This is a genomic window from Pseudoalteromonas sp. 11L1, assembly GCF_055397545.1.
The window spans coordinates 191,809-214,014 of sequence record NZ_AP041141.1; the positions used below are offsets into that span (position 1 = coordinate 191,809).

The 22,206-nt window shown below is 40.0% G+C and carries 22 protein-coding genes; 13 read left to right on the forward strand and 9 right to left on the reverse strand.

Features of this window, described 5'->3' with window-relative positions; translation table 11 throughout:
- The first annotated feature begins 142 nt into the window (after positions 1–142).
- The 4 genes from ACZ5WS_RS00865 (at position 143) to queG (ending at position 4,194) form a co-directional block, all read left to right on the forward strand.
- Positions 143–1,009, forward strand: coding sequence for a DMT family transporter (locus ACZ5WS_RS00865; protein WP_138608053.1), 867 nt, complete (start codon positions 143–145; stop codon positions 1,007–1,009).
- Positions 1,006–1,710, forward strand: a complete 705-nt coding sequence (locus ACZ5WS_RS00870; RefSeq protein ID WP_010390735.1) for a glycerophosphodiester phosphodiesterase — start codon at positions 1,006–1,008, stop codon at positions 1,708–1,710. Before ACZ5WS_RS00865 ends, ACZ5WS_RS00870 begins: the two co-directional genes overlap by 4 nt.
- A gap of 58 nt (positions 1,711–1,768) precedes the next feature.
- Positions 1,769–2,989, forward strand: coding sequence for a methyl-accepting chemotaxis protein (locus ACZ5WS_RS00875; protein WP_464710046.1), 1,221 nt, complete (start codon positions 1,769–1,771; stop codon positions 2,987–2,989).
- Between the two features lie 71 nt (positions 2,990–3,060).
- On the forward strand, positions 3,061–4,194 hold the full coding sequence (gene queG / locus ACZ5WS_RS00880) for a tRNA epoxyqueuosine(34) reductase QueG (protein WP_464710048.1): 1,134 nt from the start codon (positions 3,061–3,063) through the stop codon (positions 4,192–4,194).
- Between the two features lie 257 nt (positions 4,195–4,451).
- On the opposite strand, the gene ACZ5WS_RS00885 is transcribed toward queG, so the two are convergent.
- The 3 genes from ACZ5WS_RS00885 to ACZ5WS_RS00895 form a co-directional block, all read right to left on the reverse strand.
- Complete coding sequence (locus ACZ5WS_RS00885) at positions 4,452–5,579, reverse strand: response regulator (protein ID WP_464710050.1); 1,128 nt, start codon at positions 5,577–5,579, stop codon at positions 4,452–4,454.
- A 45-nt stretch (positions 5,580–5,624) separates the two neighbouring features.
- On the reverse strand, positions 5,625–7,619 hold the full coding sequence (locus ACZ5WS_RS00890) for a sensor histidine kinase (RefSeq protein ID WP_464710055.1): 1,995 nt from the start codon (positions 7,617–7,619) through the stop codon (positions 5,625–5,627).
- Positions 7,620–7,730: 111 nt separating this feature from the next.
- A complete protein-coding gene (locus tag ACZ5WS_RS00895) occupies positions 7,731–8,219 on the reverse strand; it encodes an N-acetyltransferase family protein (protein WP_464711449.1) in 489 nt (162 codons plus the stop codon).
- A gap of 88 nt (positions 8,220–8,307) precedes the next feature.
- Here ACZ5WS_RS00895 and ACZ5WS_RS00900 point away from each other — a divergent pair, with 88 nt between their 5' ends.
- The 6 genes from ACZ5WS_RS00900 (at position 8,308) to ACZ5WS_RS00925 (ending at position 13,699) form a co-directional block, all read left to right on the forward strand.
- The gene (locus ACZ5WS_RS00900) at positions 8,308–8,877 is read left to right on the forward strand and encodes a glutathione peroxidase (RefSeq protein ID WP_138608063.1); all 570 of its coding nucleotides are present in this window, start codon (positions 8,308–8,310) and stop codon (positions 8,875–8,877) included.
- 75 nt (positions 8,878–8,952) lie between these two features.
- Positions 8,953–9,234 carry a peptidylprolyl isomerase gene (locus tag ACZ5WS_RS00905; protein ID WP_008114778.1) on the forward strand — a complete coding sequence of 94 codons (282 nt, stop codon included), beginning with the start codon at positions 8,953–8,955 and terminating at the stop codon, positions 9,232–9,234.
- A gap of 69 nt (positions 9,235–9,303) precedes the next feature.
- Entirely contained in the window at positions 9,304–9,888 is a 585-nt protein-coding gene (locus tag ACZ5WS_RS00910) for a glutathione S-transferase family protein (protein WP_138608065.1), read from the forward strand.
- An 11-nt stretch (positions 9,889–9,899) separates the two neighbouring features.
- Complete coding sequence (locus ACZ5WS_RS00915; protein WP_008114782.1) at positions 9,900–10,250, forward strand: DUF2750 domain-containing protein; 351 nt, start codon at positions 9,900–9,902, stop codon at positions 10,248–10,250.
- Positions 10,251–10,338: 88 nt separating this feature from the next.
- A complete protein-coding gene (locus ACZ5WS_RS00920) occupies positions 10,339–11,019 on the forward strand; it encodes a site-specific integrase (protein ID WP_464710063.1) in 681 nt (226 codons plus the stop codon).
- Positions 11,020–11,125: 106 nt separating this feature from the next.
- Complete coding sequence (locus tag ACZ5WS_RS00925; RefSeq protein ID WP_198522538.1) at positions 11,126–13,699, forward strand: M1 family metallopeptidase; 2,574 nt, start codon at positions 11,126–11,128, stop codon at positions 13,697–13,699.
- 126 nt (positions 13,700–13,825) lie between these two features.
- Here the strand turns inward: ACZ5WS_RS00925 and ACZ5WS_RS00930 are convergent, their stop codons facing one another.
- Together ACZ5WS_RS00930 and ACZ5WS_RS00935 are read right to left on the reverse strand one after the other, a co-directional pair.
- Entirely contained in the window at positions 13,826–14,191 is a 366-nt protein-coding gene (locus tag ACZ5WS_RS00930; protein WP_008114788.1) for a hypothetical protein, read from the reverse strand.
- A gap of 339 nt (positions 14,192–14,530) precedes the next feature.
- Positions 14,531–15,403 (reverse strand): TolB-like translocation protein, encoded by an 873-nt coding sequence (locus ACZ5WS_RS00935; protein WP_138608071.1) that lies wholly within the window; start codon positions 15,401–15,403, stop codon positions 14,531–14,533.
- A 115-nt stretch (positions 15,404–15,518) separates the two neighbouring features.
- Here ACZ5WS_RS00935 and ACZ5WS_RS00940 point away from each other — a divergent pair, with 115 nt between their 5' ends.
- The 3 genes from ACZ5WS_RS00940 to yjjG all read left to right on the forward strand — a co-directional run bounded on the left by ACZ5WS_RS00940 (position 15,519) and on the right by yjjG (position 17,810).
- Positions 15,519–16,418 (forward strand): phosphoribulokinase, encoded by a 900-nt coding sequence (locus ACZ5WS_RS00940; RefSeq protein WP_008114793.1) that lies wholly within the window; start codon positions 15,519–15,521, stop codon positions 16,416–16,418.
- Between the two features lie 166 nt (positions 16,419–16,584).
- Positions 16,585–17,124: an inosine/xanthosine triphosphatase gene (gene yjjX, locus ACZ5WS_RS00945; protein WP_178954969.1), complete on the forward strand. Its 540-nt coding sequence runs from the start codon at positions 16,585–16,587 to the stop codon at positions 17,122–17,124.
- Positions 17,125–17,135: 11 nt separating this feature from the next.
- Positions 17,136–17,810 (forward strand): pyrimidine 5'-nucleotidase, encoded by a 675-nt coding sequence (gene yjjG, locus ACZ5WS_RS00950; RefSeq protein WP_464710068.1) that lies wholly within the window; start codon positions 17,136–17,138, stop codon positions 17,808–17,810.
- A gap of 87 nt (positions 17,811–17,897) precedes the next feature.
- Here yjjG and lpxC read toward each other — a convergent pair whose 3' ends face one another.
- The 4 genes from lpxC to ACZ5WS_RS00970 all read right to left on the reverse strand — a co-directional run bounded on the left by lpxC (position 17,898) and on the right by ACZ5WS_RS00970 (position 22,205).
- A complete protein-coding gene (lpxC, locus tag ACZ5WS_RS00955) occupies positions 17,898–18,809 on the reverse strand; it encodes a UDP-3-O-acyl-N-acetylglucosamine deacetylase (protein WP_010390707.1) in 912 nt (303 codons plus the stop codon).
- Between the two features lie 107 nt (positions 18,810–18,916).
- Positions 18,917–20,176 (reverse strand): cell division protein FtsZ, encoded by a 1,260-nt coding sequence (gene ftsZ / locus ACZ5WS_RS00960; RefSeq protein ID WP_464710071.1) that lies wholly within the window; start codon positions 20,174–20,176, stop codon positions 18,917–18,919.
- A 21-nt stretch (positions 20,177–20,197) separates the two neighbouring features.
- Positions 20,198–21,430, reverse strand: coding sequence for a cell division protein FtsA (gene ftsA, locus ACZ5WS_RS00965; RefSeq protein ID WP_008110678.1), 1,233 nt, complete (start codon positions 21,428–21,430; stop codon positions 20,198–20,200).
- Positions 21,431–21,443: 13 nt separating this feature from the next.
- The gene (locus tag ACZ5WS_RS00970) at positions 21,444–22,205 is read right to left on the reverse strand and encodes a cell division protein FtsQ/DivIB (RefSeq protein ID WP_138608077.1); all 762 of its coding nucleotides are present in this window, start codon (positions 22,203–22,205) and stop codon (positions 21,444–21,446) included.
- Position 22,206: the final 1 nt, after the last annotated feature.

Sequence of the window (22,206 nt, forward strand, 5' to 3'; positions counted from 1 at the left end):
AAAATAACTATGCCATTAGATAAAATATATAAGAGTGTGAAGTGTCATTAACTTGGCTGACATTTGTCATGAAATAGAAAAATTCATCTTCTGAGTGTAAAAGCAATGCTAATATAGCCAAAAAAAGTGACAAGGAAATCTCGTGCAGTCCCAACAACAAAGCTTAATTTACTTACATATTGCCGTCCTTTTATTTGGCGGCACCGCCTTATTCGCAAAGCTAATTGGTTTGAATGCATTAGATATTACCGCTTATCGCGCGGCTATCGCTGGGGTGGCAATTTGTGTGCTACTGACTTTGCAAAAAAAACCAATTAAGCTGCATCACGCCAAAGATTATGTGATTGCCATTTTATTAGGCGTTGCCGTAGGTATTCACTGGGTAACCTACTTTGCAGGCATGCAATTGGCGGGAATTACCGTGGGCATGTTAGCTTTTTTTACCTATCCCGTGATTACGGTATTTTTAGAGCCTCTATTTAATAAAAGTAAGCCCAAAGCAAAAGATATAATAAGCGCTGTGGTGGTGATTATTGGTATTTATTTATTGATCCCTAACGTTAATTTAGGCGATGACATTACTTTAGGTGTTTTGACGGGGGTGGTATCAGCGTTGTTTTTTGCTCTTCGTAATATTACCCATAAACGCTACTTTAGCGAGTATGGTGGACCGCAAACCATGTTTTATCAAACGTTAGTGGCAAGCCTAATGCTATGTGCATTTATTGAAGTACCCATAACACAAATTAATGATACTGATTTAATATTGCTACTTATTGCCGGTGTGGTGTTTACTGCGATGCCGCATTCGTTATTTGCAGCGAGTTTAAAACATTTATCAGCAGCGACCGCTGGATTGATTTCTTGCTTACAACCCCTTTATGGCACAATACTGGCTATAATTATTTTGCACGAACGCCCATCAGTGATGACCCTGATTGGTGGCGCACTGATTGTTAGTGCTGCGTGCTTTGAAACTTGGTCAATCTCACGGAAAAAGCAGCCATGAAAATATTTGCTCATAGAGGCACAAGCACACACTTTCCTGAAAATACACATAGCGCTATTATGGCGGCGTTAAAAGCAAATGTAGATGGCATTGAGGTTGATGTACAAAGCGCACTTGATGACTACGTGATTATTCATGATACCTATCTAGATAGAACTACTAATGGTAAAGGTAAAGTGTGCGACCTAAGCGCTCAGCAAATTCAACAATTTGATGCGGGAAATGGTGAGCAAGTGCCTACCCTACAACAACTAATTGACTGGAATAGCAACCAAACCTTACTTAATTTAGAGCTAAAACATACTTTTGAACTAGAAAAGTTTGCTGCCCAACTAGAAATGAATATTACTGCAAATAAGATATCAGCAGACAATATTTTAGTTTCATCATTTAATCATCATCAACTACACTGGCTAAAGAACCGCTTGCCTTGGCTTAAAATTGGCGCACTTACTGCATCAATTCCATTGCAGTATGCGAAGTTTGCTGAAGACTTACAGGCCTTTAGCATTCATGTTGACAAAAACTTTATGAACAAGTCGTTTGTTGACGATGCCAAACTGCGCGGCTTACAGGTGTTTGCCTACACCGTAGATGAAGTTGAAGATATTAAACTGATGCTTGCCTGTGGTGTTGATGGCATTTTTACTAACGACCCTGAACGAACTAAGCATTTTTTGGCGCAATTAAATGAACTATAACTAATTATTTAATTGCTATTTATGCTATAAAAACAATAATTTAGTAGGTCACTATTTAATGAGTAGCTACATGCGTATTTATAACTTTTTAGAACAAACTCTATTTTTTACTTTAACCCGAAAAATAGTGGGTAATTTAAGCTTTGTATTTTTATTTCAAGCTATTACATTATTTTGGTTACACAGTAGCCTCTCTGAAAATCAACAAAGCACAGAGCTATTTTGGGCATTAACCCTGCTGATTGTTGCCGGTTTTATATTTACTATTTTTTATATGCGCTTTTTAATTGTGCGCCCGGTAAAAGCCATGCGCGATACGTTGATTAATATTAATCAACAAGATGCCAACTTAGCTGCCAAACTTCCTCATTTTACTTTTGATGAATTTAGAGATTTAAGTGAACAATATAATCTGTTTACTACGCATTTAAACAGCTTATTAAGTACGACCTACAGCAGCGCTCAGGAAAGCGTGCAAAGTAATAGCCAAGTAACGCAATCAATGCAGCATACAGAGCAGCTAAGCGAACAGCAAATTAATTTAAGCCACACCATAATTAATGCCAGCAACCAAATTACCCAAAGCCTACAAGATATAGTAAGTAACACTGATAGCGTACATCAGGTAAATAATGAACATCTTAGTTTTGTTAAGCTCTCTGCGAGCGAACTGTCAAAACTGGTTGAACAGGTGAGACTTATTAATGAAATGCTGGGTAGTTTTTCTAAAACGATTGCAGGCTTAAAAGAGAATAGTGAAAACATTCGTAGCATTTTAAAAATGGTAGAAGAGTTTTCTGATCAAACTAATTTATTAGCGCTTAATGCGGCAATTGAAGCAGCGCGCGCCGGAGAAGCTGGGCGAGGTTTTGCCGTGGTTGCCGATGAAGTTCGCACCCTATCGGTTAAAGTAAGTGATGCAACCCGCCAAATTAGTGATTTTATTACCCAAATGAATGAGCTGGTTAATGAAACCAATAAAGAGTCTCAGCAGTTAATTAGTCACTCTAATAACGCACAAGCTGCAATCAACGATACCTCAGAAGGTTTTGGAAAAATGCTCAATGAATTTGAGCATAATCAGCAGCAATTACAGCAAATAGCTAACGCAGTTCATTTACTTGAAGATACACAAAATCAAACTCATGAATCGGTTGAACAAATTGTGGCGCTTGGCGAACAAGCAAAACAACAAATAGACACCGCATTGCATGACTCTGAGCAATCACAAAAACTGAGTCAACAAACCCAACAACAGCTAAAGCGTTTTGTAGACTAGGGCCTGACTAGTTTTACCCAAGCCGCGATTATGCTAAATTACGCGGCTTATAATATAACTGTGTGAAGCATGTGAGCGACGTCAATCTAAATTATGAACAGCTAGCCCAGCAAATAAAGCTATGGGGTCAAGAACTTGGCTTTAGTGAAGTGGGTATTACTGACATTGATTTAACTAAGCATGAAGCACAGCTGCAGCGATGGCTTGATGCGGGTTTTCATGGCTCAATGGATTATATGGCAGCCCATGGTATGAAGCGTGCTCGCCCTAATGAGCTAGTACCCGGAACACAGCGGGTTATTTCAGTTAAAATGGATTACCTCCCACCTGATTCTGGCTTTGCCAAAAACCTTAAAAATACCGAAAAAGCCTATATCAGTCGATATGCCCTTGGCCGTGACTATCATAAGTTGATGCGCAACCGAATCAAACAGTTAGGTAAAAAAATTGAACAATATGTGGGTGACTATAGCTTTAGGCCTTTTGTTGATTCAGCCCCTGTACTTGAACGTCAACTCGCTGAAAAAGCGGGATTAGGCTGGCGCGGAAAGCATTCTTTATTAATAAATAAAGAGGCGGGTTCTTGGTTCTTTTTAGGTGAGCTTTTTGTCGACTTACCTTTACCTATTGATAACGAAAACACTTTTGAGGGCTGCGGCAAATGCGTTGCCTGCATAACACTATGCCCCACTGGTGCTATTGTAGAACCTTATGTGGTTGATGCGCGTAAGTGCATTTCGTATTTAACTATAGAGCATCAAGGCGCTATTCCTGAGCAATACAGAACATTAATGGGAAATCGCATTTATGGCTGTGACGATTGCCAATTGGTATGCCCATGGAACCGCTACGGACAAATTACCGATGAGGCTGACTTTCATCCTCGTACACAATTAAAAAACAAAGATTTACTCGAGTTATTTGCTTGGGATGAAACTACCTTTTTAAAAAATACCGAGGGCAGTCCAATCCGCCGCATTGGCCATGAACGTTGGCTACGAAATATAGCCGTTGGATTAGGTAACGCAGATTTTAGCCCGGCAATTATTGCTGCACTCGAAGATAAACGCCAAACAGTCAGTGATCTGGTGGGTGAACATATAAATTGGGCACTCGCCCAGCAACACGATAAACAAAGGCAAAAGTTGCGTAAAACAGCACGATTAATTCGTATTGTCGAAAAAGGCCTCCCCAGAGACGCGTAAGCCTTTTACCATTTTATGTAATCACTTTCTCTATGAACTCTTAGCCCTCTTTGTGCATAATTTACTAACATCTAATTTAACACAGAGAAGAGAATGAGGAGTAAATAAGAAGCTACTATTAAAGTACGGCTCTTAGTTAACCTGTAATACATACCTTTCGTTTTTAACCTTTAAAAGATGCGACATAAAACCGCTGTTACAAGTTAATTTGTCTAATCGTAACAAGGAATTTACCCCGCGCCTCGCAGCCCGCACCTTTAACCTTTCAACAATAAAGCGAGATCTTGCTCTATCTCTGCGAACGCTTTTTTAACCTGATCAACAGATTCTTGGCGTGCCACCGAATTTTGAATCGTTTCGTCGACCTTTTTGTAAATAAACACTTCCTGGTCTTCATCGAGTCCCATGGTTGGGATCCGCTCTTCTAACTCCTCTTGAAGTTGTTTAAATACTTTTTCGTTATTTATCCGGCTGTCGTTAAGCAATCCAATTAAACTATGAAACTTACTGTGAACAGTACTCGCCACTTTGTTTAATCGCTCTTGCTGCGAAACCAACATTTTCTTAGTAGTAATAGCGCGCAATTGCTGTTCGGTTACACTTACAATAAAACAAATATGATCACGTATACGCCCATGCTTCTGCTCATCTTGTTCTGGCATATTCAAAATCAATAAACTGACAAACTCGTAATTAACCAAAATACGATGAGAAAACTCATGTAACCTACCTTTGTTTTTAAGCATTTCAAATAACTCAATCACAATCGGCGAACACACACCGTTTAAAGCAAAGTGCGATTTGCTGTCGTTACATCTAAATTCAATATTACTTTGTAGACCAAATGTCTGTAAGCACTCCACTAATGCCTTACCTAACTCCTCTACATCGTTGATAAAAACGATATTTTCAATATAGTTAACTATCTGACCCATTTCACTGCTATTTGCCATAGCATTAAAAGCGGTTGAGGTTGCTTCTTTTACTTGCTTTTCAAGCTGTTGTTTTTCTATTAATACTTGATTTAACTTATTCAGCTTTTGCTTAAGCTCATCGTGCCCAAACGGTTTTACAATATAGTCTTCAGCACCTACTGAATAACCTTCCATACGTTCCTCAACAGTCCCCCTTGCCGATACAAACATCACTATAATATCTTGTGTTTTAGGGTTCGCTTTGAGCTCTTTACATACTTCGTAACCATTCATTTTTGGCATGCTTACATCAAGTAAGATAACCTGCGGCATATACTCTTCAACCATGCTCAAGCATTCCGGGCCACTCGAAGCCAGCTTAAGTTCAAAATCTAATTCCTCTAGGATTTCTTCTATTATTTCGAGGTTAAATGGTTCATCGTCGACTGCAAGAATTTTAGTTAAAGCCATAATTTTTCGTCCATATAAATCGTGTTCATTAAAACAATTCGGTTATTAGCTACTATTTTTCACTAATTGCTCATCGGCTAAATATTCATCGAGGTTTATTTCCAAAGGAACCTGAATGCTAATGGTTGCCCCACCAAGTTCGTTATTACAGGCTTTTATAGTTCCTTGATGTAAAGAAACAAATTCACGGCACAGCGTAAGTCCTAATCCTGTCCCCCCTGCGCCACTATTTGTTTTGCTACTTTGCACAAATTTTTGAAAAACAGTTTCAAGCTCGTCTTCTGGTATACCTATTCCGCTGTCTATTACTTCAATATTTGCACACCCACTGTCTGTTTCCAATGCAACTTCGATAGTGCTATGTTCTTCGCTAAATTTTAATGCATTACTCAATACGTTTCTAAGTACCTGATTAATTTGCTCTTCATCGCATTGCGCTATAACAGGCGGCTTATCTGATTTAAATGCAATTTTAATATCTTTTTCTATGGCAATTCCGGACACATCATCAATACTTGTTTTAACAATAGTCGTTAAATCGCATGCTCGCGGGTTAAATGGGAATTTACCTACATCTAATTTCGACAAATCGAGTAGATTGTTAAGTAATGACAGTAGCCTTTGCCCACTTGATTCTATTCGGGTTAAATATTTTAAAAGTTTATCTTTACTAAAATCATCATCTTGAAGCTTACTGATACCAAAGCGTGAAAAACTTAGTATAGAATGCATAGGGGTTCTTAGCTCATGTGACATATTCGCCAAAAACTCTGATTTGCTTAAATTAGCTGCTTCAGCAATGTTTTTCGCATGCTCAAGTTGCGAAGTCCGCGCTCTTACCTGCTCTTCTAAAAGATCTTTGGCCTCAAGTAATAAATCTTCTTTTTGCTTTAAATGAGTTACGTTTTTAAAAATAACCGCTAACGCTATCTCACCATGATGATCAATTTCATTAAACGAGCCGACAAGTGGAATTTTACTGCCATCTTTATTGACTAGGTGTAAGTCGCAACTAAATTGCCGATTACTGTTTAAAGTCGATATTTTATCTTTTATTGCCTTTACTGAATCGTCATCTAAAAAGTGAAATAACGAGTGAGCAATGAGCTTTTTAAACGGTAAATTAAACAGCTTTAAGCACGCGTCGTTAGCCTCTACTATTTTGCCTTTACGTTCAAAAAGTAAGATTGGATCGGGAGTATTTTTAAAAATTACTTGCAGCAAACTGTCTTTTTCAATAAGTACATCGACTGTATCTTGTAGTCTTTCAACTAGCTCTGCGTTATGACGTTTTAGCAATTCGGTTTGCCACAACTTATGTACTGCTTGTAATAACACATTGTCGTCGAGCGGCTTAATTAAAACGTCTTCAACACCTTGGCGAATTGCTTCAATCATAGAAACCTGAGCAGGACGCGAGGTTAATAATAAGCAGCGGCTATGCGGCTGTATCTGCTTAAGGCTGGTAAATATATCTAAGCCGAGCCCTTCTTTTAAACTAAAATCACTAATTAAAATATCAATCATTCTGAGTTTGGCAATATTAAGTGCCTCATCATGATTTGTAGCTGTGTATACCTCTATATGTGCACCCACTAAACTACTTTTTAGCATTTCTAAACGCTCACTAACATGATCAACCAACAAAATTGTAGGCAGTTTAAAAATATGATCAGGTCCTATTTCTAATAGATCTTCAATAAATGAAGTGATTTCTTTATTAGAAAAAAATGGATAAATAATAGTGGCATCTGGAACAAGCTCGTTTAATTTACCAAATGCATCAAGCAATTCACCACTTTCAGCCTTGGGAGCTAAAAGTAAAAATGATTGTCGGGTCGCTTGTTTTACCAACGAAGCAACCAGATTTGTTGGTGTCCCTTGTGAAAAGGCAAGCATATCGTACGCATCTATGTTGCTGCTTTGATCAAACATAGAATAATGAACTAATTCAACTTCACAACCAATTAGCTCAAGCAGTACTTTTAAGCGCATAGCAATCATGCTACTGCTATCAATAATAAGTATTTTTTGCGCCATTTATGTACACTTTTAAGAATTAATTAAACACCTTTTCAGCATAGTATAGAATTTTTGGTTTGGCATAATCGTCTACATAAATGTAATTTTTGCTTGCCTATGATTGTGGGATTACATTAAATGCTTACCAAAAATAGTCAGACTGTACAGCTGGTTATCCATCCTTGCAACATTGGGCAACTCTCCCCATACTGCAAAATCAAAATGCTTAAATAATTTAATGCTTGGTTCGTTATGGCTAAAAATAAATCCGAGTAACACTTCAATATCGAGCTTTTTTGCTTGTTGTTGTGCAAATTGCATCAACTTTTTACCCAACCCTTTTCCTTGGGCTGCCGCCGTAATGTAGATGCTTAGTTCAACGGTGCCATCGTAAGCTGGGCGCCCATAAAACGATTTATAACTAACCCAGGCTAATACTTGGTCATTTTCGCAGTAAACAAAAATAGGTCTTTGAGCTGTATGGCTATCAAACCAAGGTTGTTTGTCAGCAACGGTTACTTCTTCAGTATCGGCGGTTACCATTCGACTAGGGATAGTTTCATTATAAATGGCAACAATAGCAGTTAAATCATCAGGTTTAGCTAAACGTATAGTCATAGAAAATAAGTAAAATTGATCAATTTCGCCTATAGTAGCGTATGATAAGTTACATAAACACCCATCAAATCGCATTCAAGGTAACCGCATGATAAGAAAATTAATATTCGGATTAACACTGGCTCTAGGCTGTGTATCTGTAACCACCAATGCAGCAGACACTAATAGCCCTTCAGCAAAGACAGATACCTGCGATGACTTCACAAATGTGTCACTGAGAAAGCTTCGTTCAACCGAAACGCTTAATCTATGTGAATTTAAAAATAAGCCACTGTTGATTGTTAACACTGCCAGCAATTGCGGCTTTACTTCTCAGTTTGAAGGGCTAGAAACGCTATACAAAAAATATAAAGAGCAAGGCTTGGTGGTGCTCGGTTTTCCATCTGACGATTTTTTTCAAGAAGAAAATGACGAAAAAGATACGGCTAAAGTCTGTTATGTAAATTACGGCGTTACCTTTCCCATGTTAGCCACCAGCGCAGTGCGTGGCAGCGATGCCAACCCTATTTTTAAGCACTTAAATGCAAAAACTAGTTCACCTAACTGGAATTTTTATAAATACGTGGTTTCGGCAGATCGTCAAACCGTGACTCGCTTTAACAGCCGCGTCAAACCCGATTCAGCAAAATTAGAAAGCGCCATCAAAAGTGCATTTTAATTTTGTGTTTTCAGTTTAACCTTACTAAGATGTTGCTTAGTAGATAAAAAACTAAACTTATAAATAGGAGATTTTATGGCAGTAGCAAGTGCAAGGCACATACTCGTAGACAGTGAAGCACAATGTTTAGACCTTAAAGATAAAATTGAGCAAGGTGAAGACTTTGCAGAGCTGGCTAAATTGCACTCTAATTGCCCTTCAGGTCAAGATGGTGGCGCATTAGGTGAGTTCGGACCTGGTATGATGGTTCCTGAGTTTGATAAGGTGGTTTTTTCAGCGCCACTTAACCAAGTACAAGGTCCTGTTCAAACACAGTTTGGTTACCACTTATTAGAAGTAACCAGCCGCTCAGAGTAAGCAAATCGATTTACTAATAAAGCCGCATTAGCGGCTTTTTATTTATGTGGAGTTGGCAAAAGCCCCAATATGCAATTACTTGGCTCTATTTCTTCCCCTTATGTTCGCCGTGTCAGAATTTGGGCACAACAAAATAACTGTGAGCTTGAGTTTATAAATCTCGACATTTTTTCAAGCGATGATCGTTCTTTAATGATGTCGCACAACCCGGCAGCTAAAATCCCTATCTTAATTGATGGCTCGCTTAACTTAAGCGACTCAAACAATATACTGCGTTACTTACTTGAAAAAACACAGCAGAACCCGTTAACTTGGCCGCAAGAGCATTTTTTAACTAGCATCAATGCCTGTAACGATTCATTGGTTGAATTATTGTTATGTCATCGTTCTGGGTTTGACACGCAAGCTGATAAACTATTTTTTAATCTGCAAAATGAGCGAATTGCGCAAACATTAGACTATTTAAATGATCATTTAAACGATGATGAATTTAAAAGCTGTGAATGCCTCAACATCAGTTTATACTGCTTGCTAGATTGGATCTGCTTTCGTGAACTCACTGATTTTAGCGCGCAATCGCAGTTAGTTAAGTTTTATGAAGCGTTTAGTCAGCGTCAAGCGGCTAAAAATACCAACCCTCGACTCAAATTTTAAAAGGTGAACACATGAGCGATATCGAAATTGAATCACAACTAGTTAGCTTTGTAGAAAAAGTACGTGTTAGTGAGCAGATCTGGGCACTGGGTGCACAAGATGGTGGCTTTGTTGTATGTGAATCAAATCAGTTTGATGACACCGATGTACTTTTACTGTGGGAATCAGAAGACGCAGCAAAAGAGCAATGTAAAGAAGAGTGGAAAGACTACAGCCCAGTAGAAATCAACCTAGATGAATTTTTAGATGATTGGGTTGAAGACCTTAAATCAGATGATGCATTGGTCGGTTTAAATTGGAATGACGATCAAGTGTGCGTAGAAATTGAACCAGTTGGTTTAGCTCGCGCTTTAAGTGAATAAGTTTTAACTGTTTATTTGCTGGCACTACCCCAATTAACAACAACGATTAGTTGGGGTATAAAATAATAAAAACTGTCAAGGTACTGCGTTGAAAACCCATCTTGGTCGTCGTCCATTCTCAGCTATGGAGCTACATACGCTCTATACCGGATATATTTATAGTGATACTCGGCTTGCCCGCGAACAAGCTAAGCACTGGCACTTTTGGCTGCCTTTAATTGCGTACTACAGTGGCGCTTATAGTGATGAAATTGGCCATTTAACCCTAGATGACTTGGTGGTTCAAAATAACATTCTCTGCTTTAGCTTTCATACTCATGGTAAAATTAAACCCCGTTTAATTCCTGTACATAACGCCCTTATTAAGGCCGGACTTAATGATTATTTAGCCTACGTAAAAGCGCAAAAACACACACGTTTACTGTTTGACCTCCCAGCAAAAACAGGACGCTACAGTGAAAAAGTACGCATTTGGTTTTCAGGCGAGGGCGAACGTGCGGGGTATTTGCAAAAATGTGCAATTCCTTCCGTGGATCAACTCGGAATGAAAACCGCGATTAGTAGTTTGCGGCTTAACTTTGAGCAGCAAATTCGTATTTATGCCCTGCAAGCAGGCTCTAAAGACTGCTTCAATTACTTAATGGGCTTTAATGATTACTCTGATGAGCATTTTGCCGATACCAAATTGCTTAATACCGTTTTACAACAAATTCGTGTTATCAATTCCTACACCCATTGGCAGCGGTTTTTAGCACGAGATAGTCACTGACAAACTTTGTTACTCTTTTCCTTCTTGTTGCTCGCTTACTCTAGCAATAAAAGCTGTTAGGATGGAGTGTACTCACTCTTCTAACAACAAAAATCTAGGGATAACTATGTTTTTTAAAAGCCTCTTAACCGTGAGCGTTGCGCTTGCGATAAATGCTGCTAACGCTAATGAATTCGTGATTGAAAAGCTCGCAAAGCCAAGTTCACAAAAAGTCGCTTTAACGCTCGACCCAAGTCAGGATACTTTTACAGGAATGACTGAGATCAGTTTGGAGGTGCTTAAACCAACACGCTACATTGAACTTAATGGTGTTGATTACGCAACCAAAATGGTTCAACTATTGGGTGAGCAAAACTGCGACTTAAACAGCGAAATGCTTAAAACCGGTAAAGTTAAATTTAGCTGCGAAGAGCAAATTCAGCCGGGTAAATACACTTTAAAAATTGATTTCTCAGCGCCATATAATCGCCAAAGTGTGGGGCTATATAAAACCCTAGATCAAGGCGTTCCTTATCTTTTCACCCAATTTGAAATGAGCGATGCCCGTCGAGCGTTTCCTGTATTTGACGAACCAAGCTATAAAATTCCATTTCAGTTAACTATTACCGCCCCCACGTCACAAAAAGTGTATTCAAATACACCTGAGTTAAAAACGACGGTGAATGGCGATATGACTACCCATTACTTTGATAAAACGCCACCAATTCCATCATACTTAGTAGCTATGGCTGTAGGCCCGTTTGAAGAACTAGAGATTAAGGGTATGCCAATTCCTGGCCGTGTGATTACTCCACAAGGTAAAATTCATTTAGCACAGTATGCAAAAGAGAATATGCCTAAAGTATTGGGCGCACTTGAAGAGTACTTTGGTATTCCCTACGTGTATAAAAAATTAGATTCAGTGGCTGTTCCAGAGTTTCCGTTTGGGGCAATGGAAAATTCAGGTTTAGTGACTTACCGCGAAGATATTCTTCTGGTTGATTTAGAAGCTGCAACGCGTAGTAAAAAGCAACGTAATGTCTCTATTATTGCCCATGAATTAGCTCACCAATGGTACGGTAACTTAGTGACTATGAAGTGGTGGAACGACTTATGGTTAAACGAAGCGTTTGCTAGCTGGATGGCAGCAAAAATTACTAAGCAACTTAATCCTGAGTTTGAATCACACCTAGATTTACCACAAAACAATGTAATGGCGTTAGATGCTCGCTTAAGCACTAAGCCCATTCGTAAACCAATTAAAACCGAAGCCGATATTATGGACGGTTTAGGCCTTGCATACAGCAAAGGCAGCTCAGTACTGGCGATGGTTGAAAATTGGATTGGTGAAGACGCATTTCAAGCTGGTATTCAAAATTATTTAAAAGAGTTCTCATATAAAAATGCCGAAGCCGCCGATTTATGGGAAGCACTCGGTAAGGCTTCAAATAAAGATGTGGCGAGTGTTTTAAAATCATTTATTGAACAATCGTCATTTCCTTTAATCAAGGTTGATCAGCAAGGTAAAACTCTCACTATTTCGCAAAGCCGTTTTGCTAATGCCGGTGTTGATGCTCCAGCCCAACTTTGGAATGTACCCGTTGCCATTAAGTACGGTAAAGGCGATAAAGTAAAAACTGCCAGTGTATTACTTAATAAACAAAACCAAACGCTAGAGTTAGATTTTGAGCCAGAGTGGATATATCCAGACCAAGGTGCGCTAGGTTACTACCGCTGGGTCATGGACGATGCGCAATTTAACGCACTAATTGATAATGCAGCAAGCGTATTAAACGACCGCGAGCGCCTTGCACTATTATCAGCCACCGACGCCTTACTTGACGCAGGTGTAATTTCTGCGGCTAAGCTGATGCAAACGCTTGAAGTATTTGCCAGTGATAGTCATCCACGCGTAGCTAACACTGCTTTAGGTTATTTAGCATCTCAGCAACGTACCTTTAAAGACGATAGCAACAAAGATTTATGGCCTACATTTATTCAAAATGCAGTCATGCCTGCCGCTAAAAAATATGGCCTAGAAGCAAAAATGGGTGAGGATGGCGCTATTGCTCAACTGCGAGCTGCGGTGGTATCACGCTTAGGCTTTGATGGTGAAGATAAAAATGTGATCAATAAAGCTAAGCAGCAAACAGCTGCTTACTTAAAAGATCCACAAAAAGTAGACCCTTATTTAGCGGGTACTTACTTACGTCTTGCGGCTTTTCATGGTGATAAAGCGCTGCTTGATCAGTTTATGGCAACCTTTAAAACCACTAAAGATCCACAAGTTCGTACCAATATGTTGGCAGCAATGGGTTATTTTGGTAAACCTGAACTCCAAAAAGCAGTGCTTGCATATAGCTTAACCGATGAAGTAACCGCTTCTGATATGCGTACTATTTTATCGGGGCAAAGTTACACCGATGAACGCCAAGCACTCTTTATTGATTGGATATATAGCAACTACGATAAAGTAACAGCAAGTTTGCCACCATTTTTTGTGCCTAACTTACCTTACTTTACTACTGCTAGCTGTGATGCTGAAAGTTTAGCGAAAACGCAAACGTTCTTTGACGCTAAACTTGATGACGTACCTGGCTATGCGCGCACATTAAGTAAGCTTGCAGAAAGTACTAATGACTGTATTGCACTTAAAAACCGTGAACTCAAATCAGTAAATAGCTTTTTGAATAGTAAATAAACTAAAGGTTAAAGGTTAAAGGTTAAAGGTTAAAGGTTAAAGGTTAAAGGTTAAAGGTTAAAGGCTAAAGGCTAAAGGTTGCAGATTTTATCTTGCACCTTTTGCCTTTAGCCCTGCACCATTCTATTAACCACCAATAATCATCGTTAGCTTAGCTATAAACTCTTTTGCCGCTTGTTCAGAGTTAATTTTAAAAGCGACACCATAATGAATAGGCTGTGCGCTTTTATAAATACGAGTGGGAAAACGGGTCATTTCACTGCTATGAAAATAACCTTGAGTACGCACAACCCCATCAATATCAGTAAAGTCATCACTAAACACTTCAAATGCAGGGCGGATCACAATTTTACCTTTCCCCGTTTCGGCATGGGTGTAAAACGCTTCTTTAGAGTTTGCTAGCATATACTCAGCAATGTTTTTTATTTTAAAGTTACTTCTACACTCTAGTTTTATCAGCTGCTCTGTTAACTCGTCTGCGCTAAATGCCACGTGACTTTCCTTTTTATTTAATAGTTAGGGTCTGTTGACCTTTCAAGGTTAAATTTGCATCAGTCTGTTTGGTATTTAGTCAAGACAGAGCCTATGTGGTGTGGTTATTCCCCATAAATAGGCGATAACGCAGCATCAATGCCAAACAGGCACTGCCCTTCGGGTTCTGCCTAGGGGCGATTTACTCTTTGTTGCTCGGTTTTTACTTAGCCCACTAGGTTACAAACCTCGCGCCGCGATTAAACAGCCCCTAGTTTGAACAAATTGTAATTCGCAAAGGTCAACAGACCCTAGACTAACTCATGCATGAGTGAAAGTCCGAAATTTATTATTTAGTGTTTATTTAACACTACATACAAACGCTAATTGCTGATTTTTATAACTCAACCGGCTAATTTCAGTATCGCAATATTGGCTTAAATCAAGCCATTGAGAGATGTCAGAACCTGCTGTTAGTTTTCGTTGATAGATACGGTTTTTAATTGCGTAAGCAATGGTATTTTCATCTTTTAAGATGAAGTCTTGTACTTGGTTTGGCAACCTAAGGATGTTGCTTACCTGCTTGGTTTGAGGGTCAAAACGGGCTAACTGGTGCTGGCCATTTTTACTATGACTAAATAAAAATTCACTTTGCGATTTATCGTAAATAAGTGTGCGACCAATGTTATTTGCAACAACTTCACCTTTAGCCGCAACAACCGAGGTATATTGTAATGTATGTGGCTCACCTAAAATAAACATCACTAAATCGTTGTTATTACCCCAAGCGTGGTAGCCCACAGGCTCAATCCAATCAAAAATACGACTTGGCGCCTGCTCTGTGCTCAGCGGATATTGCCATAACTTTTGTTTGCCATCTTCTTCAACCACGATAGCAGATAAACTATCACCACTCGGTGTTACTGTTGGCGAATACTCACTTACAGCTGTATTGGTGATCATGGAGGTTTGTTTTGATGATAAATCGTAAAGCGCAATATCAGTTTGGCTCTGATTATTACTGATTACCTCACGCGTATAATAAAGGCCCGTGTCGGTTAAATAGGGCTGATTGTTGTAGCTGGTTTTATCACTAACAATGCTTACGCGTATGCCATGCGGAGTATTTAAATCGGCAAGCAGTATTTGACTTTTAGGCATATTTGCCTGGGCAACGCCCAATGTTAAAGCATTAATTGTTATTAGCCCTAACAACGGTTTGATCAGTTTCATGCTTTCTCTCGTTTTAATTTTAAGCACCTCATGATAACGTTATTTACTGATGACGTCACTTGACCTAGCTTAGTAAGGTCTTTATAACTAACGGGTCATAAAAAAGAGAACAAACATGTCAGCTAAACACCCTATTATTGCAATCACCGGCTCATCTGGAGCAGGCACTACAACCACCACCAATGCCGTGAAGCATATTTTCCGCAGCCTCGATATCAATGCTGCATTTATTGAAGGTGATAGCTTTCATCGTTACACACGTCCTGAAATGGACAAAAAAATTCGAGAAGCCCAACAAGAAAGTAAACACATAAGTTATTTTGGCCGAGAAGCCAATGACTTTGGTGCATTAGAAGACTTATTTACCAAGTATGGTGAAACAGGCGAAGGTAAACTGCGCCGTTATTTACATACCTTTGATGAGGCCGTGCCTTATAACCAGTTACCTGGAACATTTACTCCTTGGCAAGAGCTTGAGCAAAATACAGATTTAATGTTTTACGAAGGCTTACATGGCGGCGTGGTCGACGAAGATCATGATGTTGCTAAGCATGTTGATTTACTCATAGGCATGGTGCCAATTATTAACCTTGAGTGGATCCAAAAGCTTATTCGCGATACCTCAGAACGCGGCCATTCTCGTGAAAAAGTAATGGACTCGATTGTACGCAGTATGGATGACTACATTAATCATATAACGCCGCAGTTTTCTCGTACTCATATTAACTTTCAGCGAGTACCCACCGTTGATACTTCCAACCCATTTAGCGCAAAAGATATCCCCTCCCTTGATGAAAGCTTTGTTGTTATTCGCTTTAGGGGCATTGATGACGTTGATTTCCCGTATTATTTACGCATGATTGAAGGGAGCTTTATGTCGCGGATCAATACGCTTGTAGTACCCGGTGGCAAAATGGGACTCGCTATGGAGCTAGTGCTTACGCCACTGATCAAAGATATTATTTTGAAAAAACGCGCCTTAGCAAAATTAGCCCCACCTGAAATTCCTATTTAAGTGTATCAATAATCTGTTAGAGACTTTTTGGTTTAGAAGATCTAACACATACAATGATCCTATGGAGCTGATCATTTCTTTTATCAAGTGATCGCAAATACATTCTGCTCTTTTTTGTTTAGTCTAACTCACGTACACTGCTGATTTTAAGTATGATGAGAGTAGTATGTCGCAAGTCATGAAAATTGTTGTCGGGTCTAAAAACCCAGTAAAAGTAAATGCCGCTAAACACATTTTTGCGATGTATTTCCCTGAGCATTTAATTGAATGTAGTGGCGTTCATGCACCTTCAGATGTACCCGATCAACCAATAGGCGAAGAACAAACGTGTTTGGGTGCACAGAATCGAGTTAACTACTGTAAAGCACAGCATCAAGCAGACTACTACATAGCGATGGAAGGCGGCGCAGCGCAATTTAGCTATGGTGCAGCAACCTTTGCCTATGTTGTTATTGATGACGGCGCACAGCAAGTTACAGGACGAAGCAGTAACTTACCTTTGCCTTCTGTTTTTTATAAAGCATTGCTGCAAGGTGAAGAGCTCGGAGATGTGATGGATAAGGCTTTTAATACCACCAATATTAAGCAGCAAGGGGGTGCTATTGGTTTATTAACTGATCATCATGCAACACGAGAAAGTACCTATACTCAAGCGCTGACTCTCGCCATGGCCCCTTTTCTTAATCCCACTTTATATAATCAATAACGGATGTTTTAATGAAGTATAACTACGTATTATTTGATGCCGACGAAACCTTATTTAGCTTTAATGCCTTTGCTGGCTTACAAAAAATGTTGGCTGCTTACGACATGGATTTTACCAAAGCAGATTATGACCATTACCAAAACACCAATAAGCCACTATGGATTGCCTATCAAAATAACGAAATTACCGCAAACCATCTGCAAGTAACTCGTTTTAGTGAGCTGGCAAATAAACTTGATGTACCAGCCCAGCAGCTCAATGATGATTTTTTATCGGCAATGGCTGAAATTTGCATGCCTTTACCCGGTGCGGTTGAATTATTAAACGCCCTTAAACCTCATGCCAATTTAGGTATTATCACTAATGGCTTTTCTCAGCTGCAAGCACGTCGTTTAGCGCATACTGGGCTGCAAGATATGTTTGATTGGCTGGTAATTTCTGAAAAAGTAGGTATTGCTAAACCTGCAAAAGAGATATTTGAGCACACCTTTAATTTAATGGGGAATCCACCTAAAGAGCAAATTTTAATGGTAGGTGATACCGCCAGCAGTGATATTCTTGGTGGACAAAATGCAGGCATAGACACCTGCTGGTTACAGCACCCTGGAGTAATCTTACCTGAAGGTATTAAGCCAACGTACCAAGTCACTGAGTTAAAACAGTTACAAACTATTTTAGGTCTGTAATACCTGACTGATTGTGCTGACAAACAGCCAAAAAAAATGACGCTAATTAGCGTCATTTTTTATAACTGTATGTAAGCGATTAACTGATTAGGCGTTTGCTAATTCAAGGCCGGGTGCAGGCATCGAAACAGGCGTTTCAAAGGTTGCCCACTCCCATGCTGACTCGGTTGCCATAATTTTGCGTAGTAACTTGTTATTCAAATCATGACCTGATTTAAATGCAGTTACTTTACCTAAAAGGTTATGACCTGTCATAAACATGTCACCTACACAGTCTAGTATCTTATGCTTGACGAACTCGTCTGGGTAACGCAGACCGTTTGGATTTAAAACTTTAAATTCATCAAGTACCACTGCACTATCCATGCTACCACCTAGTGCAAGGTTATTAGCATGCATGTATTCAATATCTTTCATAAAGCCAAAAGTACGCGCACGGCTGATTTCTTCAGTGAAGCTTTGTGCGGTAATATCTAAACCAATACGTTGGCGGCTTTCATTAATTGCAGGGTGATCAAAGGCAATTTCAAAATCGATATGGAATCCGTCGTAAGGTTCTACTTCGGCCCATTTGTCGCCTTCTTCAATACGTACTTTTTCTTTAATACGAATGAAGCGTTTTGCAACATTTTGCTCTTCAATGCCGCCTTTTTGTAATAAATAAATGAATGGCAATGCACTACCATCCATTATTGGAACTTCTGAGCTATCAAGTTCAACAATTAGATTGTCGATACCCATGGCCGCAACAGCTGCAATTAAATGCTCAGTAGTTGATAAGCGAACACCATCTTTGTTGATTAAACAGGTACACAATTGCGTATCACCAACGGCTTCAGGTGTTGTTTCAAAATCAACAACCGGATCAAGGTCGACACGACGAAATACAATCCCAGTATTTGCGCTCGCAGGTCGGAGAGTTATTGTGACCTTCTCACCTTTATGAAGTCCAATTCCTATGGCTTTGACTACTTGTGCAATCGTACGCTGTTTAATCATAGGTTCGCTCACTTTAAGTATATATTACAGTTAGACGGCGGAGTGTAACATAAATACGGTATAACTACAATATTTGTTCACATTTCGCACAAAAGTACTGTTTTTAATTAGTCTGCTTGTTTACGTAAAAAAGCAGGAATGTCGAAATAATCGCCACCCTCAGACTTATCTGTTTTATTAGCACTACTTGACGGCGTATTCGTTGCTGAACTTGAAGAGCTAGTCGATGTGCTGCTTTGCTCTTTTGATTCAGTTTGCGATGTCGTTGCAGGCTCTTCAGTCGTGTTTGTGCCTTGGCTTGCAAAGCTAGGTACGTACATGCTGCTGCTTGTTTGTGTGCTTGAGCTAGTTACATCAGAGCCTGACGCTTTTTTGAAACCGTTATCTACAATACCAAACTGTGGACGACGATCGCCGCCTAAGCCGGTTGCAACCACGGTTACACGTAGCTCATCCGTCATTTCTGGGTCAATTACCGCGCCAACAACAACCGTTGCGTTTTCAGACGCTAGCGCCTTAACGTGATTACCCACAATTTCGAATTCTTCGATCGCGATATCCATACCCGCAGTAATGTTAACCAAAATGCCTTTAGCACCGGTTAAATCTACGTCTTCTAAAAGAGGGCTTGAAATAGCAGCTTCTGCTGCTTCTTGTGCACGATCAGGACCCGATGCAGATGCTGTACCCATCATCGCCGTGCCCATTGCAGACATAACTGTACGTACGTCGGCGAAATCCACGTTAATTAGACCCGAGCGAGTGATTAGCTCAGCAATACCTTGTACCGCACCGAACAATACGTCATTTGCTTTAGCAAATGCATCCAGTAAAGTTGTTCCTTTACCCAATACTTTTAGTAACTTGTTATTTGGAATAGTGATTAACGAGTCCACAATTTCAGATAATTCGCTAATACCTTGCTCTGCAGCAGCGGCACGCTTTTTACCTTCAAAATCAAACGGACGGGTTACCACAGCAACAGTTAAAATGCCCAGCTCTTTAGCAATTTTAGCCACGACTGGCGCAGCACCGGTACCTGTACCGCCGCCCATACCTGCCGCAATAAACACCATATCAGCGCCCTCAAGGCTAGCACGAATGGTTTCGGCGTCTTCTTCAGCCGATTCACGACCTACTTCAGGGTTAGCCCCCGCACCTAACCCAGAGGTTATTTGCGTGCCTAATTGTACTGTTACATCAGCGGCTGAATTACGTAATGCTTGCGCATCCGTATTGGCTGCGATAAAACGAACGCCTTCTATTTGTTGTTTTACCATGTGCTCAACTGCGTTACCGCCGCCACCGCCTACACCGATTACTTTTATTACAGCTTCTTCGCTGTGTTGTTCCATTATATCAAACATATTTACTCTCCGACTTGAGTACTAAAACTCGCCTTGAAACCATTTTGTGATGCGGTTCCACCAATTATTATTATCATCCGCTTTCGACTTTTGTGCATTCATCGACTGCATAGTACGCCCGTATTGTAACAAACCTACAGCGGTTGCGTACGATGGATCATCAACATAATCAGTTAAACCTACTACACCAATTGGTTTACCTATTCTTACTGGCATCTGAAAAATATCTTCAGCCACTTCCATTGCGCCAGTCATTTTAGCAGTTCCGCCAGTAATGACGAGACCTGCTGCAATTTGGTCTTCTAATCCTGAGCGACGAATTTCTTCCATCGCCAGTTCAAATAATTCTCTAAAACGTGGCTCAACCACTTCAGACAACGTATGCCTAGACATCAGTCTTGCTGGTCGCCCACCTACGCTTGGCACTTCAATCGTGTCTTCGCTGCTCGCCATTTGGCTACTTGCACAGGCATATTGTACTTTGAGTGACTCTGCATGTGATATAGGTGTACGAAATATTTTTGCAATATCACCGGTTACTTGGTTGCCCGCCACCGGAATAACCGCAGAATGACGCAGTGCACCATTAATATAAATAGTGATATCCATAGTACCACCACCAATATCTAACACCGCAACACCTAGCTCTTTTTCATCGTCCGTCAATACGGAGTAACACGAGGCAAGCGCAGTGAATATAAGTTGGTCCACTTCAAGCCCACAACGTTCAACACATTTTTCTATATTTTTAGCCATATCGTTGGAGCAGGTAATAATGTGCGCGCGTGCTTCCATGCGCACACCACTCATGCCAAGTGGGTTTTTAATCCCCTCTTGCATGTCAATGCTGTACTCTTGTGGCAAGGCATGCAACATTTTGCGTTCAGCTGAAATTGGCACTGAGCGTGCTATATGGATTACATTTTCAATGTCTTCATCGGTTACTTCAGTGTTATTAATAGCGACAACACCACTTTCGTTCTGACACTGAATATGTTTGCCAGAAATACCCAAATAAACCGAGCTAATACGACAATCAGCCATCAATTCAGCTTCATCAATTGCGCGGCGAATAGACTCAGACACTAAATTTAAATCGTTAACGCCGCCTTTATCCATTCCATAAGATACTTGGCTCCCCACGCCAACAATGCTGAGCTTGTTATCTGTGGTGATTTCACCTACCGTGGCCACTACTTTCGAAGTGCCTACGTCTAATCCAATCACTAGGTTTCTTTCTGCTGACTTAGTCATGCCTTACTCTTTATTATAATTGCTGTTCTTGCATTGGCTTATAGCTCACTGCAAGGCCGGTATCGTAGCGTAAATCAATTGCATCTATCTGTGCATCAGCACGTTGTTCTATGCGTGAATAAACGTCTATAAAACGCTGTACACGCTTGGCTTTATCCTTGCGCCCTAAATTTAAACGCACGCCATTATCTAACCAAAGTTGCCACGAAAACCGCTCAGATAGCGCAAGGCTAGTGAGCGTTAGTGCATTTACTTTAAGCATTTCATCAAACTGTTTAAACGCTACCCATGCTTCTTTTTCACTGCCTTCTGGCCCATATAACTGGGGTAATGTGGCACTTAATTTATCACTTTTAGCCTCAAACGCCTCGCCGCTTTGGTTAATCAATAAATCACTGTTCCAGTGAGCGACCGCTTGATGCTCTACCACGTAAACTTGGATAGTATCAGGCCATTGCTTTCTTACCGATACTGTTGCAACCCAAGGTAGTTCTTGCACTAAATGCTGAACATGCTTTACGTTTAACTCAAAAAAGCTAGTTAAATCCGCTTTTTTTATCGCGGTAGTTATTGCTTTTTCATCAGTGTATTTGGGTCTCCCCAACACCGTTAGATGCTTAATTTGCGCATCTTTATTTGCAACTAACCAATGGGAAACCCCATTGGTTATTTCAATTAACCCAATCACTACAGCCAGAAAAAAGCTCACTCCAAAAATCAGCGACCAGTTAAGTTGCTGTTTTAGTTGCTGCGCTTTCTCTAAAAAGGGATGCATA